Source organism: Microbispora hainanensis (assembly GCF_036186745.1).
GTDB lineage: Bacteria > Actinomycetota > Actinomycetes > Streptosporangiales > Streptosporangiaceae > Microbispora.
In genome coordinates this window covers 1,365,709-1,384,885 of the sequence record NZ_CP108086.1, presented here as the reverse complement: position 1 = coordinate 1,384,885, position 19,177 = coordinate 1,365,709, and the positions used below count along the sequence as shown (strand labels likewise).

Below are 19,177 nucleotides of genomic sequence, written 5' to 3'. Positions count from 1 at the left end.
TTACGCCACAATGGGTATTCGCATCACTACTCTTTGCTGCCGTCGGAGTCCGAGAAGTCGTCCAGGCAGATCAAGATCGGACCGGGATAGCGGGGCGCGGCAGGCGCGTGACAGGGATTTGGCAGAGCGGCCTGTCACGGTCGGGGCATGCATGAGAACACGGACGTACTGATCGTCGGGGCCGGGCCCACCGGGCTCACCCTCGCCGTGGACCTGGCCCGCCGTGGTGTCGCCTTCCGCATCGTGGACGAGTCGCCCGAGCCCGCCACCGGCTCCAAGGGGAAGGGCCTGCAACCGCGTACGCAGGAGGTCTTCGACGACCTCGGGGTGATCGGCCCGATCCTCGCCGCGGCGACGCCTTACCCGCCGTTGGCGGTCAGGGTGGGCGCCGTGCCGATCTGGCGGGCCCGCATGCACAGGTCCGCCGCGGCCACGGACGCCGTGCCGTACCCGACGGTGCTGATGCACCCGCAGTGGCGCACCGAGGCGGTGCTGCGCGAGCGCCTGGCCGAGCTGGGCGGGCAGGTGGAGCAGGGCAGCGCGATGACCGGATTCGAGCAGGACGCGGACGGCGTGACCGCCAGGCTCGCCACGGGAGAGTGCGTGCGGGCGCGTTACCTGGTCGCGGCGGACGGCGGCAGGAGCCCGGTGCGCAAGGCCCTCGGCATCGGCTTCGCCGGCGAGACCCGCGAGGAGCAGCGGATGGCCCTCGGCGACGTACGGGTCGAGGGGCTCGACCGGGACCACATCCACGTCTGGGTGCGGCCGGGCCGGGGGATGGTGGCGCTCTATCCGATGGCCGGCACCGACACCTTCCAGATGATCGCCTCACTGAAGCCGGGGAGCACGCCGGAGGAGTCGCTGTCCGCGTATCAGCGGATCCTCGCCGAGAGGTCGATGCTGCGCAGGGTGCGCCTGACCGAGCTGCTGTGGTCCTCCCTCTATCGGGTGAACATCCGCCTCGCCGACCGGTATCGGTCCGGCCGGGTCTTCCTCGCAGGGGACGCCGTCCACGTGCACCCGCCGGCGGGCGGGCAGGGGCTCAACACCGGTGTCCAGGACGCCTACAACCTGGGCTGGAAGCTCGCCAGGGTGCTCGCGGGAGGCCCGGAGGCGCTGCTGGACACCTACGAGGAGGAGCGCAGGCCCGTCGCCGCCCGGGTGCTCGGCCTCAGCGTGGATCTCGCCGACAAGAAGTCCTACAAACGCGGAGAGGACACCTACCAGCTCTCGCTGAGCTACCGGGGCGGCTCGCTCGCCCTGCGCGGCGGCGACCGGGTGCCGGACGGCCCGCTGACGCTGGCGGACGGCACGCGGGCCCGCATGTTCGACCTGCTGCGGGGCCCGCATTTCACCCTGCTGTCCCCCGACCCCGCTCCGCACGTCCCCGGCGGCCCCGAGGTGCGCGCGTACGCGCCGGCCGAGCCGTACGGCGGCGAGCGGCACACCCTCGTACGGCCGGACGGATACGTGGGGATCTCCACGTCCTCGGCCGAGGAGCTCGCCGCCTACCTGGCCATGGTGTGACCCCGCCGGACCGATCCCGGTCGGTGCCCGACGTTGACCGGGGTGGAGGGAGCGGAGCGGAAGGGAGCGAGGACCGCAGCGAAGACCCGGCGAAGCGCGTTTCGCGAGGACCGGAGCTTCCTTGCGGCGCAGTGACCGACTTGCCCAAGACCCGTGGGCAGTCCGCCAGGCATCACCGCGGACCGAAGTCTCCGCCGGCACAGCGACCGACTTGCGCAAGATCCGGCGACACGTCCGCCGGGCATCACCGCGAGGTCTCCTTCGGTGCAGTGACCGACGTGCCCAGCGGACACCCCACGAGCCGGGGCGGCCCCCCGCCCGAGGGCTGGGGAGCCGTGTGGCCGACCGGGCGTTATGCCTGCTCGTCCGGGCGTACGGCGTGGGCCGGGTCGGGGGAGGGGATGCCGTTCGTGCCGAGGGCGGGGCGGCCGGCCTCGATCTGGCGCGGCCCCAGCTCGCTGTCCTCGGCCGCGGCCTTGGCCTCGGCGGCGGCGCGTTCGGCCTCGGCGACCGCCTCGCTGCCCGCCGTCCTCCGCTCGTGCTCCCGGCCGTCGGTCACGGTGGCCCGGCTCGCGGGCAACGACTCGGTGAACGCCTTCGACAACGTGTTGAGCGCCGAGGTGACCTCGCTCGGGATCACCCACATCGTGTTGCCCTGGCCCTGGGCGAGCTGGGGCAGCACCTGGAGGTACTGGTAGGCGAGCAGCTTGGGGTCGGGGTCGTTGCGGTGGACGGCCTGGAACACCTCGTCGATCGCCTGCGACTGGCCCTGGGCCTTGAGGATCTGGGAGGTGCGCTCACCCTCGGCACGCAGGATCGCGCTCTGCTTCTCACCTTCGGCGGTGAGGATCTGCGACTGCCGCTGGCCCTCGGCGGTGAGGATCGCCGCGCGCTTGTCCCGCTCGGCCCGCATCTGCTTCTCCATGGCGTCCTTGATGGTCTTCGGCGGGTCGATCGCCTTGATCTCGACCCGGTTGACCCGGATGCCCCACTTGCCGGTGGCCTCGTCCAGCACGCCGCGGAGCTGGCTGTTGATCATGTCGCGGGAGGTGAGCGTCTTCTCCAGGTCCATGCCGCCGACCACGTTGCGCAGCGTCGTCACGGTGAGCTGCTCGACGCCCTGGATGAAGTTGGCGATCTCGTACTCCGCCGCCCGCGGGTCGGTGACCTGGAAATACAGCACCGTGTCGATGTCCACGACGAGGTTGTCCTCGGTGATCACCGGCTGCGGCTTGAACGACACCACCTGCTCGCGCAGGTCCAGCAGCGGGCGGACCCGGTCGATGTAGGGGATGACGAAGTTCAGGCCGGGGCCCAGCGTGCGGTAGTACCTGCCCAGGCGCTCGACGTTGCCGGCTCTGGCCTGGGGCACGATCCGGACCGCTCGCAGCACCGTCAGGATCGCGACGAACGCGATGACGATTCCGGCGATCAGTGCAGCGTCCATGCTCACTCCCGGGGATATACGAGGGCCGTGGCGCCCTCGATTTCTATGACGTCGACCGTGGCCCCCGGCGGGATCACGAGCGTCTCGTCGTAGGCACGGGCCGACCACTCCTCGCTGCCGATCTGTACCCGGCCGTCCCTGCCGGTGACCTCCCTGGTCACGTACGCGGACTTGCCGACGAGCGCGGACACGCCGAAGCGTTTCGGTGGCGGCTGCTTGATGTGCCGGAGCGCGATCGGGCGCACTCCGGCGAGGCCGGCGGCGGAGGCGATGACGAACACGACGAGTTGGAGCGCGGGCGGCAGCCCGACGGCCGCGACGGCGGTCGTGAGCAGCGCCGCGACGGACAGCAGCCCCAATGACGCGGTCAGCGTGAAGATCTCCGCCACGCCCAGCGCCGCCGCCAGGATGAGCCAAATGATCCAGGGGTCCATTGCCGCCTCCATAGCGATGAACGAACACCGCTCGGGTGGGGTTCCTCCTCAAACCTAACGCGTTAGGTCGCGTTGTCCCAGAGGCCGGGCCTCACGCGGCGGACCCGGGGTCTCACGCGGGGAAAGCGGTGACGCGAAACTCGTTGCCCTCGGGATCGGCCATCAGGATGTGGTCGTCGAACGCCTCCAGGATCGTGCCGCCGGCGCGCACGAGCCGGGCGGCCTCCGTCCTGATCCGCTCCCACCGGTCGGCGGGCGTGCCGTCCCCCGGCACGCGGACGTCGATGTGGAGCCGGTTCTGCGCCGTCTTCCGCTCGGGGACCCGGAGGACGGAGAACCGGGGGCCGTTGCCCTCGGGGTCGCGGAGGAAGACGCCGTCGTCTTCGGCACCCCCGGCCGGCAGGTCGAACCGCGCGAGGGACTCCTCACCGGCCGCGTGCTCGGTCGCCGGGATGTCGTCGACGTAGCCGAGCGCCGTCTTCCAGAACTCGGCGACGAGCCGCGCGTTCTCGCAGTAAAGGGTCAAGTCGATTGCTACTGCCATGCCTCGACGGTAATGCAGGGCGCTGACTCGATTGCGACGCCCTATGTCAAGAGGCGTCAGGAGAGGTGGCCTCGTGCCGGAGGGCGCTGCCGGCCAGCCACCGGGGCCAGGAGAGCTGCCAGTAGCCCCAGCCGTTGTTCCACTCCAGCTCGCGCGTGGTGCCGGTGACGATGACGGGGTCGCCGCGCAGCGCGTGCTCGTAGAACCACCTGGCCTGGTCGGGGCGGGCGTTCACGCAGCCGTGGCTGACGTTCACCCGGCCCTGGGCCCACACGTTGTCGAGCGCGTGGACGTACTCGCCGCTGTTGGAGATCCGTACGGCGTAGTCGATGAGCATGTCGTAGTAACCGGGGTCGCCCTTGTGGCGACCGGGGGAGACCATGCGGACGGGGTTGCCCTTGTCCATCGTCAGGTGGATCCCGCTCGTGGTCGTGTATTCCCTGGTGGTCGCCATGCCCGCGCTGATCGGCATGCGCTGGACCGGCTTGCCGTCCTGCCGCACCACCATCTGGTGCGTGCGGGTGTCGACCGTGCTGATCATGGCCCGCCCCACGGTGAAGGCCACGCTCCGGTCGGCGGAGCCGTACGTGGCGGGGGCGGCGCGGACCCCGGCGAGATGGGCGGTGACGCGCACCTCGGCGCCGGTCGGCCACCATGTGCGCGGCCGGTAGGCGACCTGGGTGGGGCTCGTCCAGTGCCAGGCGCCCTCGGCAGGCCCCTGCACTTCCAGCGCCCGCTCGACCGCCGCGCGGTCCTCGACCGGCCGGGTGAACGTCAGGATGACCGGCATGCCGATCCCGACGGTCTCCCCGTCGGACGGGACGACGGAGGCGACGGCGACCTGGTGGCGCGGGGTGAGCGTGCGGAACCGGCCGGCGATCTGGGCGGTGACGCTCTGGGGCCCGGTCGCGACGGCGTTGACGACATACTGCGTGCCCGGGCGCAGCGTCCACGACGACCGCCACACGGTGCGGCCCGGATCGAACGCGCCGGGCACCTGATCTCGCCCCGCGAACGCCAGCACGCTGGTCAGCCTGCCGCCCTCCGCCCTGACGACCAGCGCCGCGTCCGGCGACACCGCCACCGCGCCGTCGGCGGGGCTGATCGTGATGCGCGGCGCGGGCGGCACGCGTACGGCACAGCCCGCGGCGAGCGCGGGACAGGCCACGAGCAGCACCGCGAGCAGGACGCGGGCGGCGGGAGGCAGGGTGCGTGGCTTCACGGGCACCCAAGATAGCGATGGGTGACGACAGAAATACGCTAAGTCGCCGGAAGGACCTTCCCCGAGACCTCGCCGAGGCTGATCCCGCCCGGGGTCCAGGCGGTGATCGTGACGACGTCGCCGTCCTCCAGGAAGGTCCGGGTCGCGCCGGGCAGTTTGACCGGGTCGGCGCCGTTCCAGGTCAGCTCGATGAGCGAGCCGGGTTGCCCGACCGACGAGACCGTTCCGCTCGCGAACAGGTCGCCGGTGCGCAGGCTCGCGCCGTTCACCGTCATGTGGGCGAGCATCTGGTCGGGCGTCCAGTACATGTCGCGGAACGACGGCGTCGCGATCGTCTCGCCGTTGAGCTCCACGCGCAGGGTGAGGTCGAGCCCCCAGGGCTCCTGCCTGCGCAGATAGGCGGGCGGCTCGGGCTCCTGCGACCGGCCCTCGACCCTGGCCTCCTCCAGGGCGTCGAGCGGCGTGATCCACGCGGACATCGAGGTGGCGAACGACTTGCCCAGGAACGGCCCGAGCGGCACGTACTCCCATGCCTGGATGTCGCGGGCGCTCCAGTCGTTGACGAGCGCCACCCCGAAGACGTGGTCCTCGAACGCGCCGGCGCGCTCGCCGAGCCGCGTCGGCACCCCCACGACGAAGCCGACCTCCGCCTCGATGTCGAGCTTCCGCGACGGGCCGAACGACGGCCGCTGCCCGCACGGCCGCCTGATCGGCGTCCCGGAGACGACGACGGTGCCCGCCCGCCCGTGGTAGCCGACGGGCAGGTGCCGCCAGTTGGGCTTCAGCGGCTCGTCGTCCGGGCGGAAGATCCGCCCGAGGTTCGAGGCGTGCTCAAGCGAGGCGTAGAAGTCGACGTAGTCGGCCACCTCGATCGGCAGGTGCAGGGTCACCTCCGACAGCGGGATCAGGTGGTCGCCCGTTGCCGCCGCGTCGCGTGCCCGCGCCCGCGTCTCCCGCCAGGCCGCGCGGCCCAGGGCCAGCAGCGGGTTGAGGCTGGGCGCCGCGTAGACGTCCCCGCCGAGGGCCGCCGCCAGGTCGAGGACGTGGTCCCCGACCCGGACGCCGACCCTGCGGGGCTCCCCGGGCCGGGAGAACACCCCGTACGGCAGGTTGTCGAGCCCGAAGCTCACCGCGCCCACGTCCACGCGTAGTCGGTGTCCTCGCACGCGAGGGCGGCCTGGCCGAGGTCGAGCGGACGGAAGGTGTCGATCATGACGGCCATCTCGGTCGTCTCGGTGTGCCCCTGCCGTACGGCCTCGACGGCGGCCTCCACCGCGCCCGGCTGCGGGCCGTGCGTGAAGCCGGCCGGGTGCAGCGAGATCGAGCCGACGTCGATGCCGGATCCCTTCCTGGCCGTGTAGTCGCCGCCCACGTAGAACATGAACTCGTCGGAGTCCACGTTGTGGTGGTTGTACGGGATCGGCACGGCCTCGGGGTGGAAGTCCAGCGGCCGGGGGCAGAACGAGCAGACGACGAACCCCGGGCCCTCGAACGTCTGGTGCACCGGCGGCGGCGCGTGGGTGCGCTTCACGATCGGTTCGAAGTCCTGGATGTTGAACGCGTACGGATAGAGGCAGCCGTCCCAGCCCACCACGTCGAAGGGGTGATGGGCGTAGGTCAGCCTGGTCAGCCCGCCCCGCGTCCTGACCAGCACCGGGATCTCCTCGCCGTCCACGAGCAGCGGCTCGTCCGGCGCGCGCAGGTCGCGCTCGCAGTAGGGCGCGTGCTCCAGGAACTGGCCGAACTGGGACAGGTAGCGCTTCGGCGGCCTGATGTGCCCGGACGCCTCCACCACCAGCGCGGTCACCCGGCCCTCGGGCACCCAGCGGTGGATCGTCCCGGTCGGGATCACCACATAGTCGCCCTCGGCCACGTCGAGCGCGCCGTACGCCGACTCGAACCGGGCCCGGCCGCTCGCGATGTAGACGCACTCGTCGCCCATCGAGTCGCGGTACAGCTCGCTGGGCGCGTCCGTCGCGGCGTACGAGATGCGGACGTCGGAGTTGCCCGCGAGCAGCATGCGCCCGGAGACCAGGTCGCCGTCGGGCGTCAGGTCCCGGGTGCGGAAATGGCGCGGGGACAGCGGCAGGTTGGGCGTGAGCCCCGGCGCTCCCGCGTCCACGGCCTCGGCCTTGACGATGGCCGTCGGCGCATAGCGGTGATAGAGCAGCGAGGAGTCGGAGGAGAAGCCCTCCTCTCCCATGAGCTCCTCCTTGTACAGCCCGCCGTCGGGTGCGCGGAACTGCACGTGGCGCTTGCGCGGCACCTCCCCGACCATGCGGTAGTACGGCATGACACCTCCCATGCTCGTCCGTTTATCGGACGCGAGTGTCCTATATATGTACGACGATTCGCCATGCCGCCGGGAATGTCAAGCTGTGGGGCATGAGCGCAACCGCGGAGATCCACCTGTCCGTCTCGACCTGGCGGCAGCCGACGCCGGCGCCCGTGTCCCCCGCGCGTACGGCGTTGGTCCGGCGGGTGGCGGAACGCGTGCTGGCTCTCGGCGACGGGCGCCTGCGCGTCGGTGTGGACGGGCTCACGGCGGCCGGGAAGACGAGCTTCGGCCACGAGCTCGCCGAGCACCTCGCCGGAGCGGGACGCCAGGTGCTGCGGGCGAGCCTCGACGACTTCAAACGGCCGTGGCGCGACCGGCACCTGTACGACCGGGAGTCGGGCGAGGGGTACTACCGCAACGCCTACGACTACGACGCCGCGATCGCCCTGCTGCTCGAACCGGCGGGGCCGGACGGCTCGGGGGACGTGGCGCTGTGCTCCATCGACCCGCTCACGCAGGTGGACCACTCGTCGGTGCGTACGGCCGCCGCGCCCGGCGCGATCACGATCGTCGACGGGGTGTTCGCGTTCCGCCCGGAGATCGACGCGTACTGGGACCTGCGCGTCTGGATCGAGGTGTCTCCGGAGACCTCGGTGCGCCGTGGGGCCGAACGCGACCAGGACTGGGCCGGGTCGGAGGCGGAGGCGCTGCACCTGCACCGCTATCTGCCCGCCGAGCGCCTCTACATCGCCGAGGCCGATCCGCTGGCGCGCGCCGACGTGGCCGTGGACAACACGCTGTTCGGCGAACCGCGGCTGCTGAAGTGGTGACCGCCGCGCGAGGGCTCGGACGGGGCGGGCGTGAGTGGTGAACGTCAGCCCGGGGCGTGAGGCGTGAGGGTCGGCGCGGGGGCACGGACGGGGCGGTCGTGAGGCGTGAGGGTCAGCGCGAGGGCTCGGACAGGGCGGACGTGAGGCGATAGGCGGCCTCAAGGACCAGCGGGCCCACCTTGTCCGCGTCGAGGTCGGCGAAGCTGACCAGGCCCACGGACGCCTCCAGCCACGGCAGACCAGGGATCGGCGCGGCGATGCCCTGCGCTCCCTCCTGGAGATGTCCGCTGCTCGTGTGCAGCGGCGGCTCCGTACGGCCCTCGCGCAGCGCGAGCAGCGCCAGCCCGGCCGCGCCGCGCGTCAGCGGATGGCGGGAGCCCTCCCGATAGGCGACGTGGAAGTCGGTCCACGACGGCTCGACCACCGCGATCGCCAGGCCCTCGTCACCCTCGGCCACGGTCAGGTGGGCGGTCGCCCCGGCCTGCTCCGCGAGCGCGCGCAGCGCGGGCAGCGCCGTCGCCCGCAGCAGGGGGTGTACGGCCTGGGCCAGCACGAGCACCCCGAAACCCAGATGCACGCGGCCCTGCGCGTCCCGCCGGGCGAAACCCTCGGCCTGCAGGGTCGTCAGGAGCCGGTAGACGATCGGCCGGCTCAGGCCGAGCTCCTGGGCGAGCTCGGTCGGCGTGCGGCCCCGGTCCGCGTCGGCGAGCAGCCGCAACAGCCGTAAACCTCGTTCGAGTGTCTGCGCCGATTCGGCCGCCATCATGTCTCCGATTATCGCCGCACAGGTGCCTCTGTAGACGGAGCCCGCATTCGACGTAGCCTACGTCGGATGCACGTGTCGGTCCGCGATCAAGGAGCGGTGGATGAAGTCGGCGATCGTCGTGGGGGCGGGGATCTGGGGGGCGTCGTTGGCGCTGCGGCTGGCCGACGAGGGCTGGCGCGTGACGCTTGTCGAGCAGTACGCGCCGGGTCACGTTCGTCAGGCCAGCGCCGGGGAGACCCGCCTGCTGCGCTGCGCGCACGGCTCCGACGACTGGTATCCCCGACTGGCCTGGCAGGCCCGCGACGCCTGGCGCGGGCTGGAGCAGCGGACCGGCGAGGAGCTGTTCGTCGAGTCGGGGCTGATGTGGTTCGCCCGTGACCCGGACGGCTGGGAGACGCGCAGCGCCCACGTTCTGGAGCGGCTCGACATCCCCTACGAGCTGCTCGACCCCGCCGAGGCGGCGCGGCGGTTCCCCGGCCTGCGGGGTGACGACCTCGCCTTCGTGCTGTGGGAGCCGAACGCCGGCGTGCTGCGGGCCCGGCGGGCGACGCAGGTCACCGCGCGCCTGGCCGCCGCCTCCGGCGTACGGCAGGTGCGGGCCCGGGCCGTGCCGTACGGACGAGGGGCCGGGGTCGTGGCGGACGGCGAGGTGCTGACGGCGGACCGCGTGGTGTGGGCGTGCGGCGCGTGGCTGCCGCGGCTGTTTCCGCTCGAGGTGGGGCACATCGAGGTGACGCGGCAGGACACCTACCATTTCGGGGTGCCCAGGGACTGGACCACGCCGCCGCTGCCCGCGTTCTGCGACTACGACCTGTCGGCGTACGGGCACGGCGACCTGGACGGCATGGGAATGAAGATCACCGGCGACGCCGAGGGCGAGCCGTACGACCCGGAGAGCGGCGGCAGGCGGGTGCTGCGGCACACCGAGGAACAGGCCCGCGCCTACCTGGCCAGGCGGTTCCCCTCGCTGGTGGGCGCGCCGGTGGTGTTCAGCCAGGTATGCCAGTATTCGCTGACCAGGGACGCCGAATGGATCATCGCCGAGATCGACGACGGCGTCTGGCTGCTCGGCGGCGACTCCGGGCACGGGTTCAAGCACGCCCCGGTCCTGGCCGGATATGTCGCGGAGATCCTCGACGGCACGCGGGAGCCGGAGGCGCGGTTCGGCCTGCACGAGCGGCAGGCCACCCGGGGCCTGCGCACGAGCGGCGGCACCCTGTCCTGAACGCCGGGTCGTGGGCGCCGTCGTGAACGCCGGGTCGTGAAGGCCGGGTCCCGAATGCTGGGGCCTAAACGCCGGGTCGTGGGCGCCGTCGTGAACGCCGAGTCCTGAATGCCGGGTTGTGAACGCCGAGTCCTGAACGCCGGGGTCTGAAGCCGGGTCCTATGCGCCGGGCGGGTTATGGCGGGCCTGGCGGGCGCGCAGGACGATCTCCAGCTCGAACCGGACGTCGGGGTCGGCGAGCGCGTCGCCGTACAACTGCTCGATCTGGCGCAGGCGATAGCGCACGGTCTGCGGGTGGACGTGGAGCGCGGCGGCGACCTCGGCGACGCCCCGGCCGTGGCGCAGCCAGGCGAGCAGGGTCTCGGCCAGGCGGTCCTGCTGCGTCTGGCGCAGGTGGGCGAGGGGCGCGAGGCGCACCTCCGTGAGGGCGGCAACGAGGTCCTCGTCCTTGAAGACGACCAGCGTGGCCATGTGGTCGGCGCAGCGCAGCAGTCCTCGGCTGGGCAGGATGCCGCGGGTGCCGAGGTCGAGGGCCTCCCTGGCCCAGCCGAGCGAGTTCGCGGCGGCGGCGAGCGGCACGGCGGGGCCGATCGCCGCCCGCCAGCCGCGCAGCGCCTTCTCCAGCGCCTGCACCTGCCCGGGGCCGCCAGGGTCCGGCACCACGAGACACGGGACGTTGCGGTCGAGCCCGGTCAGCACGTCGGGCGGCAGCACCGGCAGGGGAGAACCGCCGTCGCGCTCCTCCAGGGCCACTCCGGCGACCGTGCGGGGGAGCCGCCAGCCGACCGCCCTCGCCAGGTCGGCGACGGCCTCCGGCGAGGCCGCCGGACGGGTGAGCACCAGGTCGAGCAGCCGCCGGCGGCGGCGCTCCATCTCGCCCGCCGCGTGCGCCCGCGCCTCGGCGAAGCCCGCCGCGGCCGCGTCGGCGAGCTGGTCGAGGTAGACGAAGATGGCCTCGCCCAGGTCGTACAGCGTGCGCGGATCGAGGCCGAGCCGCTCGGACTCCTCGGTGAGCCGCCGCCATGCGACCCGCGCGCCCAGCCGCATGGCGGTCTGGAAGGGTTCGAGGTCGCGTCCTTCGGCGGCCTCGCCCCTGCCGATCGTCCGGAAGATCTCGGGGTCCCACGGCGCACGCGGGTTCTCGATGCGTTCGAGGAACCCCTGCAGCGCCTGGTTGACGGCCAGCCGCAGGACCTTGATGTAGACCTCGTCCTCCGGGCGGGCGTATTCGGGCACCCGTCGCTGGATCTCCGCGATCACCTGGTCCGCGACCTCGCCGACGTGGGGACGCAGCAGCCTCGCGACGCCCGCCGGCACCGCGCCCCAGAACTCGTCGTGGCCTTTCAGCGCCCGCTCAACGCCCGCTCGAACGTCGGCTCGAACGCCCGCTCGAACGCCGGCTCAACGCAGCTCACTGCTCTTCACCGCTGCTCGACGCCGCTTGCTGCTCTTCACCGCTGCTCAGCGCTGGTGGCTGCTCAGCCAGGCGCCGAACTCTTCCAGGTTGATCAGGCCGTCGCGGTCGGCGTCGACCCGGTCGATCGCGCCCTGCGCCCCCTGCGGCGTCAGCGGCCGGCCGAGCACCTCCATCAGGCGTACGAGCTCCTCGGCGGAGATCCGCCCGTCCCCGTCGGCGTCGATAAGTTGAAAAGTCGCCGCATATTCGCTCATGCCGTCCTCCTCCGGGATCGCGATCAGCACCCTAGCTGAAAGCACGCTGCTGCCCCCAGGGATCGCGGTCAAGCCGCGGGACGCGATTTTGTCGGTGGCGGGTGCCAGCATGTCGTCTCATGACGAGCAGCCTGGAGGGGAAGGTCGCACTGGTGGCCGGGGCGACCCGGGGCGCGGGACGCGGCATCGCGGTCGAGCTGGGCGCGGCGGGTGCGACGGTCTACGTGACCGGCCGCAGCACGCGCGAGCGGCGCTCGGAGATGAACCGGCCGGAGACGATCGAGGAGACGGCGGAGCTGGTGACCGCCGCCGGCGGGCGGGGGATCGCCGTGCCGGTCGACCACCTCGACCGCGAGCAGGTGCGGGCCCTCGTGGCGCGGATCGACGCCGAGCAGGGCGGGCTCGACGTGCTGGTCAACGACATCTGGGGCGGCGAGCTGCTGTTCAGCTGGAGCGACCGGCTCTGGGAGCACTCGCTCGACGACGGCCTGCGCATTCTGCGGCTGGCGATCGACACGCACATCATCACCAGCCATTACGCGCTGCCGCTGCTGATCCGCAGGCCGGGTGGTCTGGTGGTCGAGGTCACCGACGGCACGGCGGAATACAACGCCGCCAACTATCGCGTCTCGTTCTTCTACGACCTCGCGAAGACGTCCGTCAACCGCATGGCGTTCGCCCAGGCCAAGGAGCTGGCGCCGTACGGCGCGACCGCGGTGTCGCTCACGCCGGGCTGGCTGCGCTCGGAGCTCATGCTGGAACACTTCGGCGTGACCGAGGCCAACTGGCGGGACGCGCTGGCCAAGGTGCCGCACTTCGCCATCTCCGAGACCCCGGCCTTCGTGGGACGCGCGGTCGCGGCGCTGGCCGCCGACCCGGAGGTGAGCCGCTGGAACGGGCAGTCGCTGTCCAGCGGTCAACTGGCCCAGGTGTACGGCTTCACCGACGTGGACGGCAGCCGCCCCGACTGCTGGCGCTACATGGTGGAGGTCCAGGACCCCGGCCGCCCCGCCGACGTCACCGGCTACCGATGACGGAGCCGGTGCGGGCTCCGGGGCCCGGGGTGGCTGTCGCTGTGGCGCCGGTTTCCGGACGGGCTCGTCCTCGCGGTCCGGCCCGGCGGCTCCACGCGCTTTCCGGGCGGCGCGGTGTTTCCGGGCGGCGCGGTGTTTCCGGGCGGCGCGGTGTTTCCGGGCGGCGCGGCACCGGCCGGAGCCTCCGGTCCACGCGAGGTCCTGCTCGGCCGGCCGGGTGAAAATGCGTGTCCCCCGGGCACGCGAAAGTGGGGCACCGGAGAACATCGGATGTATGTGCCTGCCGGCCCGGGCTGCCGCGCCGGAAGACGGCCTGCCGGGCGGTCGGCACGCCGAGGATGGTCCGGCGGGCGGTTTGCCGCCGCTGGGGATGGCCTGTCGGGCGGGCCACTCGCGCCGGGGGCGGAATGCCGGGCCGGGCCGCCGGCTTGAGGGCGGCCCGGGGTGATCGGGGTCAGGCGGTCGTGCAGGCGGGCGTGGGGGCCGAGTTCGCGGAGTTCCAGGAGGCGATGAAGCCGAAGGTGGTGCTCGCGCCTGCGCCGAGCGAGCCGTTCCAGCTCTCGTTCTTCACGGTCACGCTCGCCCCGCTCTGGGTGGCCTTGCCGCCCCACGCCTGGGTGATCTGCTGCCCGTCGGCGTAGGTCCAGGTCACGGTCCAGGCGCTGACGGAAGAGGCGCCGGTGTTGTTGACCGTGACCTCACCCTGGAAACCGCCGCCCCACTGGTTGACGATCTTGTAGGTCGCGCCGCAGCCCGAGGAGCCGGACGACGGCGACGGGGACGGCGAGGGTGACGGGGACGGGGACGGCGACCGGGTCGGTGAGGGTGACGGGGACGGCGACCGGGTCGGTGAGGGTGACGGGGACGGCGACCGGGTCGGTGAGGGTGACGGGGACGGCGACCGGGTCGGCGAGGGGCTGGGTGACGGCGTGGCCCCGCTGAGCAGTGCCGCCAGCGCCGGATACCACGTGTCCGCCATCTTCTGGTTGCCGCTGTCGTTGGGGTGCACGCCGTCATAGGTGTCCGTGCTCGTGCTGAAGCCGGTCCACTGGTCGACGACCACGATCGGGGAGGCCGCCGTGGTCTTCGAAGCGGCCCAGCCCGGGATCGCGTTGTTCAGGGCGACGGTCCGCTGCGCGCACTCGGGGCAGGTGCTCGGGTTCATCGGGATGATCTCGGCGACCAGGATCTTCATGTTCGGGTTGCTCGCCCGCATCTGGTCCACGAGCTTGCTGTAGGCCGCGAGGATCGTGTCGGTGGACCTGTTGCTCCACACGTCGTTCGTGCCGAAGTGCATCATCACGATGTCGGGACGGGTCGCCGAGAGCCAGCCCGGGAGCTGGTTCTGGTCGGCGACGTTCGTGACGAGGGCACCGCCGTGGCCCTCGTTGTCACCGTCGTACGGCACGCCGCATCCCTGGGCGGGCAGCGTCCCGACCATGTCGATGTTGGTGAAACCGCCGTTCTGCAGCTTGTTCCACAACAGGGCCCGCCAGCAGCCGGGCGACCCGGTGATCGAGTCGCCCAGGGGCATGATCCGCACCGGCGCCGCCTCGGCGGGCCGGGCGACGAGCAACCCGAGCACCACGAGCAGGGCCGCCACCACCGCATTTCTCTTCGACATCGCGTCTCTCCCTCGTCCTGTCCGGCGCGATGGTAGAAAGCGCTCGGTCGCCCGCCCTAGAGGCGAGATGCGGCAAAAGCCCTGACCAGCGGCTATGTATGTACGGTTCATCCGATGACTTGCCCGCAGACGGTCGTGTCCCGGCGGCCGGCCGGGTCCCATCGGGCACGTGAGACACAGCCGCCCCGGCTTCACCGCCTGCGGCGATGCCGGGTTCCACCTCGCCGTACGACCGAATATGCTGCACGTCGGTCTACTTTTCGCACGTCACCGAGAGGATTCGGTCCCCATGTACAAGGAGTTCCTCGGCGAGGTCGTGGTGTGGCTGATTCCCATCGTCATCCTCGTGGGCATCGCGCTGCTGGTGACCAGCCACGCCTGACGACACGTCCTGAAGAAGGGCCGGGCCATAAGGCCCGGTCCTTCCCTCATTTAGGCCCCGGAAAACCTCTCACACGTCACTTTGGGGCAAAGTGCGCCATCGCCGCATCTCCCGCCCCATAGGACAAAAGTGTCACTCCCCTGCAATCTTGATCAAATGGAGTGGATCATGTGATACTTCGCGGGCGGTGTGATCGTCAGGTGGGGAGCAAGTCGGAATGCCGATCGATGTTGACGTGAACGCGGTCCGACAACCGAGAACTCTTCCGCTCCGGCAGGTGCTTCCCGCGATCCTCCGTGATCCGGTGAGCGCTGTCCTCCAGATCGGCCGGGAGTCCGGCGGCGACGTCGTCAGGGTGAACCTCGGACCCTTCCGGCCTTACCTGATCACGCATCCAGATCACCTGCAGCACGTCCTGCGCGGCAACTCCGCCAACTATCGGCGTGACGGCGTCCTCTGGAAGCCGTTGCACCGGCTGTTCGGGGAGAGCGTCATGGCCGACGGCCCCGCTTGGGAGGAGAGCCGCAGGGTTCTGCAGCCCGTGTTCACGGCGAAGAACGTCGAGGCGCTCGCCGCCCGCATGGCGGAGGCGGCCGGCGAAGGGATCGACGAGCTCGCCGCACCGGCCCGGTCGGGCCTGCCGATCGACGTCCCGTCGGCGATGGCGCGGATCGTCAACAGGGTCGTGATGCGGATCTTCTTCGGCGACAAGATCAGCATGGCGGACGCCCAGCGGCTCGCCCCGGCGTTCGACGCGGTCGGCACGTCCGTCATATTCCGCTACCTGCTGCCGTTCGTCCCCTATCGCGTCCCGCTACCCGGAGACCGCGCCTTCGGGAACGCCGTGCGGACGATCGACGACGTCGTGATCCCGCTCGTGGACCGGCACAAGGACAAGCCGGGGGACGGCGACGACATCGTCTCCGTCCTGTGCCGGGCCGCAGGCTCGGCGGGCGGCGGGCCGGACGCCGCCCGGTGGGTGCGCGACAACCTGGTCGCCATGCTGGCCACCGCCACCGAGACCACGGCGGGTGCGCTCACCTGGCTGTGGCCCCTGCTGCAGGCGCATCCCGAGGTGGCCGCGAGCTTGCGGCAGGAGATCGGCCACGTGGTCGGCGACGGTCCCGTACGGCCCGCCCATCTGGCGGCCCTGCCGTACACGAAGCAGGTCGTGCAGGAACTGCTGCGGTTGTTCCCTGTGGGCTGGCTGTTCCCACGGATGGTCGTCGAGCCGGAGGTCCTCGGCGGAGTGCTGCTCAAGAAGGGCGAGACGATCGTCATCAGCCCCTTCATCACCCACCGCATGGAGGCGTTCTGGGAGCGGCCGGAGGAGTTCGATCCCGGCCGCTTCTCCGGGCGCCGGTCATCGGGCCGGCACAGGTACGCGTACTTCCCGTTCGGCGGAGGCCCTCATCAGTGTCTCGGTATGCACGTCTTCATGCTGGAGGCCCAACTGATCATCGCCGGCATCCTCAGCCGCTTCGACCTGCTCTCCTGCACCCCGGAGGTGGCCACGCCCCAGATGGGAGCCTCGCTGCGGCCACGCCAGCGGGTCGAGATCACCCTGCGCCCCCTTCCTCGCACCTGATCGGGACCTCACACATGAAGAAGCTGACAGGAGACGAGCTCCGGGCGGCACGGGAGTGCGGTGCCGCCGCGGCCGTGTCCGCCGAGCTCACGCGGGATCTGCGCGAGTGCCGGGACGCCCACCCCGGTCTCTTCCCCGCGCGGCCGTTCGACTCGGCGCTGTTCAGCGCGGTCGCGCAGGCGAACGCGTTCGGCGCGCCGTGGGCGAGCGCCGACCGGCTGCGCATCGCGAGCCGTACGGCGCTGTGGATCTTCGCGCTCGACTGGCTGCTCGACTACAAGGCGACGTCACGGGACGAGGTGGACCTTCTCGTCCGCGGCTGCCTGGCGGTGGCGGACGGCTCCCCGCCGCCGCAGGACTTCCCCCTGGGCCGCTTCCTCGCCGAGATCCGGGACGAGCTCGCGGCGGGGCCCGCGTTCGCCGGCCGTGAGGCCGTCTGGCGGGAGGAACTGCGGCGGATGCTGTCGGCCATGGCCCGGGAGTGGGAGTGGAAGACGGCCGCCCGCGAGGGGACGCCGCTGCCGACCCTGGACGAGTATCTCGACAACGCGGACAACTTCGGCTCGTCCTTCGTCAACGTGTCCCACTGGATCCGGGGCGCGGATCCGGCCGCGCTGGGCCGGCTCGACGAGCTCAGGGCCGCGAGCGGCCAGGTGCAGCGCGTTCTCCGCCTGCTCAACGACCTCGCCACGTACGAGCGGGACCTCGCCTGGGGCGATCTCAACGCGCGGATGCTCTGCTCGGGCCGGGAGGAGATCGCCGAACTCGTCGGCGTCCTGGTCGACGGGTGCGGCGAGCTCCTGGAGCCGCTGCGCGACGTCTGCCCGGACGAGGTGGTCTATCTGGAAAGGCAGATCGGGTACAGCATGGGCTTCTACGGGATCACCGACTACTGGGGTGGGCTGTGAGCGTCGGCGGCCTGACCTATCCCAAGGCGATCGACGTGGCGGCCGCGGCCGCCGAGCTGGTAACCGATCTCATGGTCCGGCCATGGGGCACGGTCTCCCCTTCGGTGTACGAGACCGGGCGGCTGGTGAGCCTGGCGCCGTGGCTGGTGGGCCATGCGGAGCGGGTGCGGTTCCTGGTGGACTGCCAGCGGCCCGACGGATCCTGGGGCGGGCCGGAGGGATACTCCCTCGTCCCGACGCTGAGCGCGACCGAAGCGCTCCTGTGCGCGCTGACGCGGGGAGAGCCCGATGACGAGAAGCTCGCGACGGCCGCCGGCCGAGGGCTGGACTATCTGCTCGGCTGGCCGCCGCAGGGCACCGCGCCGATGTTCCCCGACATGCCGGCGATCGAGCTGATCGTGCCCGCGCTGGTCGAGCTGGTCAACGCGCACCTCGACACGCTGGCCGAACGGGACGTGCCGCGGCTCGCCGGGCGTCCGAGGCTGCGGCTGCCCGCGGGCATGAACGACCGCGTGCTCGCCGCGGTCAGGTCAAGGGTCGGCTCCGGCGCGGAACTGCCACAGAAGCTCATGCACGCGCTGGAGGTGGCCGGTGCCGCCGCCCATGGGGCCCCGGGCGTCCAGCCGACCTCGATCGGCACCGTCGGCGCATCTCCGGCCGCCACCGCCGCCTGGCTCGGCGGCCGTGCGCTGCCGGATCACGGCACCGCGGCCCGGCGGCACCTGGAGGCGGTCGCCCGGCGGTACGGCGGGCCGGTCCCCGTGGGCCTGCCGATCACGGTCTTCGAGCGCGGCTGGGTGCTGAGCTGGCTCGCCCGTGCGGGGATCCCCTTCGACGTGCCGCCGGAGATGCTGGCGGACCTGCGGGCCGCGATCCAGCCGGTCGGCACGCCCGCCGGAGCCGGTCTGCCGCCGGACGCTGACACCACGTCGGTCGCGCTGTACGCCCTCGCGCTCCTCGGCATGCCGTTCGAGCCGGGCAGCCTGTGGGCCTTCCGCACCGACACCCATTTCTGCACCTGGCAGGGGGAGGAGGGGGCGTCGGTCAGTGTGAACGCTCACGTGCTCGACGCCCTCGGAGAGTACGCGAAGGTACGGCCGGAGGCCGCCGGGCGCTACCGGCCCGACATGGACGCGATCGGGGCCTGGCTCTGCGAGCGCCAGCAGCCGGAGGGGTGGTGGGACGACCGATGGCACGCCTCGCCCTACTACGCGACCGTGTCCTGCGCGCTGGCGCTGGACGCCTTCGGCGGCGCCGGCTGCGCGCCCTCTGTACGGCGGGCCGTGCGATGGGTGCTGGAGACCCAGCGGGCCGACGGATCCTGGGGTCGCTGGGGCGGCACCAGGGAAGAGACGGCCTACGCGATGCAACTGCTGCTGCTCACGGGGGAGGATGAGCTCGTCGCGGAGGCGGCCGCCAGGGGATACGACTACCTGCTCCGGGCGGGCGAGGCCGACGACCCGCCGTTGTGGCACGATAAGGATCTCTACCTGCCGGCGGCGGTGGTCAGAGCCGCGATCCTCGCGGCCCTGCACCTCGCACAGTCCAGTGGACTTGTTGTGGACAGGCACCGTCAAGTATGATCATCGGGTCGCTTGATCACGCTATATAGGCATACATTCGTACATTTGCCCCAAATGGCGTACATAATGCGGCCTTGAGCGATTTTCTGTCCATTGCTAAGGTGGCGGGGCGTG

17 protein-coding genes are annotated in these 19,177 nt (G+C 71.6%); 7 read left to right on the top strand and 10 right to left on the bottom strand.

Translation table 11 applies throughout. The annotated features are described in order from the left end of the window. Positions 1-147 precede the first annotated feature (147 nt). Positions 148-1,527, top strand: a complete 1,380-nt coding sequence (locus tag OHB01_RS06275) for an FAD-dependent monooxygenase (RefSeq protein ID WP_328855073.1) — start codon at positions 148-150, stop codon at positions 1,525-1,527. A 352-nt stretch (positions 1,528-1,879) separates the two neighbouring features. On the opposite strand, the gene OHB01_RS06270 is transcribed toward OHB01_RS06275, so the two are convergent. The 6 genes from OHB01_RS06270 to OHB01_RS06245 form a co-directional block, all read right to left on the bottom strand. Next, positions 1,880-2,974 carry an SPFH domain-containing protein gene (locus OHB01_RS06270; protein ID WP_205830933.1) on the bottom strand — a complete coding sequence of 365 codons (1,095 nt, stop codon included), beginning with the start codon at positions 2,972-2,974 and terminating at the stop codon, positions 1,880-1,882. Between the two features lie 2 nt (positions 2,975-2,976). Then, the gene (locus tag OHB01_RS06265) at positions 2,977-3,408 is read right to left on the bottom strand and encodes an NfeD family protein (protein WP_142650967.1); all 432 of its coding nucleotides are present in this window, start codon (positions 3,406-3,408) and stop codon (positions 2,977-2,979) included. 112 nt (positions 3,409-3,520) lie between these two features. Beyond that, entirely contained in the window at positions 3,521-3,952 is a 432-nt protein-coding gene (locus tag OHB01_RS06260) for a VOC family protein (protein WP_328855072.1), read from the bottom strand. Positions 3,953-3,998: 46 nt separating this feature from the next. After that, positions 3,999-5,174 (bottom strand): L,D-transpeptidase, encoded by a 1,176-nt coding sequence (locus OHB01_RS06255; RefSeq protein ID WP_328855071.1) that lies wholly within the window; start codon positions 5,172-5,174, stop codon positions 3,999-4,001. A gap of 38 nt (positions 5,175-5,212) precedes the next feature. Continuing rightward, entirely contained in the window at positions 5,213-6,319 is a 1,107-nt protein-coding gene (fahA, locus tag OHB01_RS06250) for a fumarylacetoacetase (protein ID WP_260617514.1), read from the bottom strand. Beyond that, positions 6,301-7,467 carry a homogentisate 1,2-dioxygenase gene (locus tag OHB01_RS06245; RefSeq protein WP_147943155.1) on the bottom strand — a complete coding sequence of 389 codons (1,167 nt, stop codon included), beginning with the start codon at positions 7,465-7,467 and terminating at the stop codon, positions 6,301-6,303. The genes fahA and OHB01_RS06245 overlap by 19 nt, the downstream gene beginning before the upstream one ends. 92 nt (positions 7,468-7,559) lie before the next feature. Between OHB01_RS06245 and OHB01_RS06240 the strand changes: the two genes are divergently transcribed. Continuing rightward, positions 7,560-8,282 carry a uridine kinase gene (locus OHB01_RS06240; RefSeq protein WP_142651562.1) on the top strand — a complete coding sequence of 241 codons (723 nt, stop codon included), beginning with the start codon at positions 7,560-7,562 and terminating at the stop codon, positions 8,280-8,282. Between the two features lie 112 nt (positions 8,283-8,394). Here OHB01_RS06240 and OHB01_RS06235 read toward each other — a convergent pair whose 3' ends face one another. Continuing rightward, complete coding sequence (locus OHB01_RS06235) at positions 8,395-9,048, bottom strand: helix-turn-helix domain-containing protein (RefSeq protein WP_240972088.1); 654 nt, start codon at positions 9,046-9,048, stop codon at positions 8,395-8,397. Between the two features lie 100 nt (positions 9,049-9,148). Between OHB01_RS06235 and OHB01_RS06230 the strand changes: the two genes are divergently transcribed. Further along, the gene (locus tag OHB01_RS06230) at positions 9,149-10,273 is read left to right on the top strand and encodes an NAD(P)/FAD-dependent oxidoreductase (protein WP_142651561.1); all 1,125 of its coding nucleotides are present in this window, start codon (positions 9,149-9,151) and stop codon (positions 10,271-10,273) included. A 159-nt stretch (positions 10,274-10,432) separates the two neighbouring features. On the opposite strand, the gene OHB01_RS06225 is transcribed toward OHB01_RS06230, so the two are convergent. Then, complete coding sequence (locus tag OHB01_RS06225) at positions 10,433-11,590, bottom strand: PucR family transcriptional regulator (RefSeq protein WP_260617513.1); 1,158 nt, start codon at positions 11,588-11,590, stop codon at positions 10,433-10,435. A gap of 144 nt (positions 11,591-11,734) precedes the next feature. Continuing rightward, positions 11,735-12,055, bottom strand: a complete 321-nt coding sequence (locus OHB01_RS06220) for an EF-hand domain-containing protein (protein WP_312845788.1) — start codon at positions 12,053-12,055, stop codon at positions 11,735-11,737. A gap of 8 nt (positions 12,056-12,063) precedes the next feature. Here OHB01_RS06220 and OHB01_RS06215 point away from each other — a divergent pair, with 8 nt between their 5' ends. Then, on the top strand, positions 12,064-12,978 hold the full coding sequence (locus tag OHB01_RS06215; RefSeq protein WP_142651560.1) for an SDR family oxidoreductase: 915 nt from the start codon (positions 12,064-12,066) through the stop codon (positions 12,976-12,978). 454 nt (positions 12,979-13,432) lie between these two features. On the opposite strand, the gene OHB01_RS06210 is transcribed toward OHB01_RS06215, so the two are convergent. Continuing rightward, positions 13,433-14,602, bottom strand: a complete 1,170-nt coding sequence (locus OHB01_RS06210; protein ID WP_142651559.1) for a cellulose binding domain-containing protein — start codon at positions 14,600-14,602, stop codon at positions 13,433-13,435. Positions 14,603-15,201: 599 nt separating this feature from the next. Here OHB01_RS06210 and OHB01_RS06205 point away from each other — a divergent pair. The 3 genes from OHB01_RS06205 to OHB01_RS06195 are packed head-to-tail and all read left to right on the top strand — an operon-like array spanning position 15,202 to position 19,063. Then, positions 15,202-16,572, top strand: coding sequence for a cytochrome P450 (locus OHB01_RS06205; RefSeq protein ID WP_142651558.1), 1,371 nt, complete (start codon positions 15,202-15,204; stop codon positions 16,570-16,572). Between the two features lie 14 nt (positions 16,573-16,586). After that, positions 16,587-17,480, top strand: coding sequence for a terpene synthase family protein (locus tag OHB01_RS06200; RefSeq protein WP_142651557.1), 894 nt, complete (start codon positions 16,587-16,589; stop codon positions 17,478-17,480). Further along, positions 17,477-19,063 (top strand): prenyltransferase/squalene oxidase repeat-containing protein, encoded by a 1,587-nt coding sequence (locus OHB01_RS06195; protein ID WP_260617512.1) that lies wholly within the window; start codon positions 17,477-17,479, stop codon positions 19,061-19,063. Before OHB01_RS06200 ends, OHB01_RS06195 begins: the two co-directional genes overlap by 4 nt. Positions 19,064-19,177: the final 114 nt, after the last annotated feature.